Source organism: Staphylococcus sp. HMSC077D08 (assembly GCF_001837945.1).
Lineage (GTDB): Bacteria > Bacillota > Bacilli > Staphylococcales > Staphylococcaceae > Staphylococcus > Staphylococcus epidermidis.
This window is the reverse complement of sequence record NZ_KV834821.1, coordinates 1-4,395: the sequence shown is the minus strand read 5'-3', so window position 1 is coordinate 4,395 and position 4,395 is coordinate 1. Positions and strand designations below refer to the sequence as shown.

Sequence of the window (4,395 nt, the reverse complement as noted above, 5' to 3'; positions counted from 1 at the left end):
TGGCGACAGAATCAGATAACGCATAAATTTAACAAATAAACAACAGAGTAATTTAGAAATTACACATTATTATTATAACATCTTTACTTTGTTGTTTCATTAGAGGTGTAAAAAATTGAAAGAAATTAATTTAGAATATGATACCCAAGTTTCAGTGATTTGGTATGAAAGTTTGGATTCAAGATCGTTTAAACAGTTTTCGCAACCTAAATGGAGTGAGTTAGTTAATAGATTATCTATACCACAAAACAATACTAATAAATATGCTCGTGGTGTTGCTGTTTATGGTGATATTAAAGACGATACTGATGAAAATGGTAATGAATATAAGAAATATCGTAAAGACGAAAACGTGATTTTTCGTGATGTCCTAGTGCTGGACTACGACGACGTTCCTAAGTTGAGACTACTACACGATGCAATTACAGACACTTTAAAAGGCGTTGCGTGGTTTTGGCATACTACGTTTAATCACCAAACAGAAAGCCCTAGAATACGCTTGTATATCGCTTTGAATGAGCGAATAAGTGCAGATGATTATCGAAAATATACAAAAGTGTTAGCAAATAAGATAGGTCAACCAGTAGATGAGGGGAGTTTTCAACCTAGTAGAGCGATGGCTTTGCCAGTTTATATAAAAGGTAAATATACTTTTATATATAAGTATAATGACGCACCAATTTTAGACACTAAAACTCTCAATCAGTGGTGTGATAAATACAGAGAAAAACATAAAGAATTAACTAAATTTAAATATCCAAAACGACGTGATAACGATTTTTGGAAGTCGATTGCTTTTGGAGTTTCAACAGGTAATCGAAATCAAACTTTAACATCATTAATAGGTGTATTACTCAATAGACATGTACCAGATCCTTTAGTATATGCATATTGTTATATGTGGAATGAGAATTGTAATCCTCCATTAAGTTCAAGAGAGTTTAACGCCACATTCGAATCAATATACAAAAGAGAACATCAATAAGGAGGTTTAGTATGGGAATATTTCCAGATTATTTGAAAGATAAATCAATATTTGATGAAAAAGAATTTTTTGATGGAAATAGATTTAAGTTTTATGAGTTTGCTTTATTTCTTTATGAAGAATTTCATGGTTGCTATATCGACAATCGCCCTCATGTTTTTACAGGCAAGAAGTACGAGCCACTTAATATAGATGTTGTGCGTAAAATGACTATCAAATATATCCCGTCATTACGAGAACAACAAAATAAGGAAGTATATCAGAAGTTAAAAACTTTATGCATGAACAATTATCAAGAACAATGTTCAGCACGTTATATAGGTTTAAAGAACGGTATATATGACACTGTAGAAGATAAATTAAAGTCGTTTAGTCCACAATATTATATTACTAATATTGTTGATGTTGATTTTGACAAAGATGCTCAAAGCGATTTGATAGAAAAGTTCATCAAAGATATATCAAATGAAGATGAAGAAGTAGAACAATTGATTTATGAAATGATTGGATATGGTTTGTACCGTGATAATTTCCTACAAGTTGCTTTCTTTTACTATAGTCCAGGTGGTAATGGTAAAACTACATTACTTAAATTATTGCACCATTTCTATAATCCAGAAAATACTACAGCATTATCTTTTAACGATTTAAACGATAAATTTAAACCTGCAAACTTACAAGGTAAATTAGTAAATATTGCTGATGATATAGATCCTAATCGTATTAAGGATACAGGCAATTTCAAAATCATTGTAACAGGAAACTACATCACACTTGAATTTAAAGGGCAAGATGCTTTTGAGTTTAAGCCATATGTAAAACTCATCTTCGCAAGTAATGAGTTACCAATGAGTAATGATAAAAGTGAAGGTTTTTATAGACGTATGGTAATTATTCCTATGCTGCGTAAGTTCGGCAAAGGTGGGCAGAAAAAAGATCCAATGTTATTGAACAAATTGATAACGCCACATAATATGTCAGCCTTACTTAATTTAGCTTTAAAAGGTTTAAAAAGAACATTAGAAAATAACGAGATTATAGAACCGAAAATTGCTAGAAAGACAAAAGAGGAGTATCAATTGGATAATAACCCAGTTCTGCAATTCATAGAAGATGCGACAGACAAGGACTATAGACAATTGCCGGTAGTTGAGGGAAGAAACACTGATAAAGCATATGAAATCTATCAAATATGGTGTGCTAATAATGGCTATCATCATATGAATAAAATGAATTTTTCTAAAGAATTATCAAAATTAGGGTACAAATCAGTAGCTTACTGGTCAAAAGCTCAAGAAAAAACTAAAAGATTCTATGTAAAAGATACAACCAATGTAATATACGATTCTAACGGAACTATATTAAAAACCTTACATTAATCTGTAAGGAATATTAGAGAAGTGTAAGGCGTATAAGTGTTGATATAACTAAATTTATTACGACTACCTTACACCTTACACTTAAATAACTATTCATAAGAATATTAAAGCATTTAAATAAAATTATAACTATGGAGTATTATCTGTAAGGTGTAAGAAAGACAATGTAAGTATTGATATAAAAGGCTTTGTCACATTACAGGATAGTGTGAGAAAAAAGAATATATTGTGAGGTTTTGTAATGAAAAATATACAAAGTAAGTTAATAGATTATATAAAAAATAATACTGGTACATCATTTGTTGAAATAGAAAAAGTATTTGAGCAGAACGATTTTGATTATACAGGTCAAGGAGCATATACCAGTGCAGAAAATAACAATATTGTGTTTTGGTATGGATGGAATAAACAAGCATTTGATGTAGTAAGTGAGTTGGTTAACGAAGGATTAATAGATATGAAAATTTGTGAGCCAGTTATTTATATGGTTGACGGTAAAGAATTAAACTTACCGGTTTTGAAGTCATATGATATAGATACTTACCATTGGTTACCAATAACTTTTAGTGTAAATAAAGAGGTGGCGTATGAATAACTTAAAAGATAAAGTATTAGAATTTATCCGAGAGAATGGAAGCACTTATATATATGAGTTAGAACCACTATTTGATAAAGCATGCGTACCCTTTGAGGGCAATAGATCACTTACATTTGATGGTAATAAAAATAGAGTGTTCTTCTATCATTGCGCAACGGAATCAGGTTCAGTTATACAGGAGTTATATCAAGAAAATAAAATATCAATCATTCATAATCCACGATATGTTGAGAAGTATTTATTAGATGGAAAAGTACCACCATTACCATTGGCTATCACCGAAGATGTAGATAAGGCTTCATGGGTTCCGGTAGTATTACGAATAAAAGAAAAAGGAGCAAACTAAATGAATGTAGAGATAATCGCAAATCAATTTGAAACAAGAGCAGGTACGTTATTAAGATATTACACTGGATTATTAGAAAGTAGTAGAGAAACACCGTTTGGATTCAAAATATATAATGATCCGTTTGATATGGTTTATGTAGTTATGAATGGTAATTTATACGGTCACATATATATCAAGGATTGTAATGTGAGAAAAGCGTTTGAGTTAGCGTCTCCTAAGCACACTGAGAAGCTCATAGAAAGTATTGACGGTCATTATGCAGGTTATGATATAGAAGATGATAAACACATCTCCATTAGCGATATGATGGCTAGTTTCATGTTCGATAACGATTATTTCATGTATGGACTGGAGACATTCGCAGAAAGCAATAACACTGATATGTTCGAGTATATGGAAAAAGATTTTGGTGTTGATGAGCTTGAGGGCATTCAGTCGAGTAATGCTGATGTGATAGGTAATATTGAAATGTTGTACCAATTAGCTACTGGAATCAATGAGCCAGCGACAGAATTAGTTGAGGGGCTGAAGTTGGTTACTGAGTTTGTGCAAGATGAACACGCTACACAAGACGATTACAAGGCATTAGAGCGTAAGTTAAGTGAGTTGAAAGAATCGTACTATAGTGTGAGTAAGTAGCTAAATAAGGGGTCGCATGTAGTGTGTGGCTCCTATATAAAAACTAAAAAAAGCTAAGCGCTTAATTTTCGAGAGGGGTTAAAACACAAATAAAAAGAACATATGTTCTTTTATCGTAGTGTGTGATAGTATATAAAAAAACTTATAAAAGTTGATAATTCAATGTTTATAAGGGTTGTTAAGCATAAAATAAAATGAGTGAAAAAAGGAACATAAGTTTGTGTTTTTGGTGTAATTTTGATATAATTAGAGTGTGAGGGAAAATTAAATGTATCATTACCGTTTTAGGAAGTTAGTAAACAGAAAGGGAATACTAAATAAAACGAGGAATAAAACATGATAGATACATTAAATAAAAATCAATCTGTACCATCCGAATATTTAAGAATTTTCGATACCATTAAGAACTCAACAGATAAGTATATAACTAAGTCCAAGATACTTA

5 protein-coding genes and 1 pseudogene are annotated in these 4,395 nt (G+C 31.1%); all 6 read left to right on the top strand.

The genetic code is table 11. The features are described from left to right. Positions 1-115 precede the first annotated feature (115 nt). Positions 116-985, top strand: coding sequence for a primase alpha helix C-terminal domain-containing protein (locus HMPREF2663_RS10190; protein WP_070846371.1), 870 nt, complete (start codon positions 116-118; stop codon positions 983-985). A gap of 11 nt (positions 986-996) precedes the next feature. After that, a complete protein-coding gene (locus tag HMPREF2663_RS10185) occupies positions 997-2,364 on the top strand; it encodes a DNA primase family protein (protein WP_070846369.1) in 1,368 nt (455 codons plus the stop codon). A gap of 241 nt (positions 2,365-2,605) precedes the next feature. Continuing rightward, entirely contained in the window at positions 2,606-2,959 is a 354-nt protein-coding gene (locus HMPREF2663_RS10180) for a pathogenicity island protein (RefSeq protein ID WP_070846367.1), read from the top strand. Then, complete coding sequence (locus tag HMPREF2663_RS10175) at positions 2,952-3,308, top strand: hypothetical protein (protein WP_070846365.1); 357 nt, start codon at positions 2,952-2,954, stop codon at positions 3,306-3,308. Before HMPREF2663_RS10180 ends, HMPREF2663_RS10175 begins: the two co-directional genes overlap by 8 nt. Continuing rightward, on the top strand, positions 3,309-3,950 hold the full coding sequence (locus HMPREF2663_RS10170; protein ID WP_070846363.1) for a pathogenicity island protein: 642 nt from the start codon (positions 3,309-3,311) through the stop codon (positions 3,948-3,950). 336 nt (positions 3,951-4,286) lie between these two features. Beyond that, a pseudogene (locus HMPREF2663_RS13240) lies at positions 4,287-4,395 on the top strand (pathogenicity island protein); the annotation flags it as partial.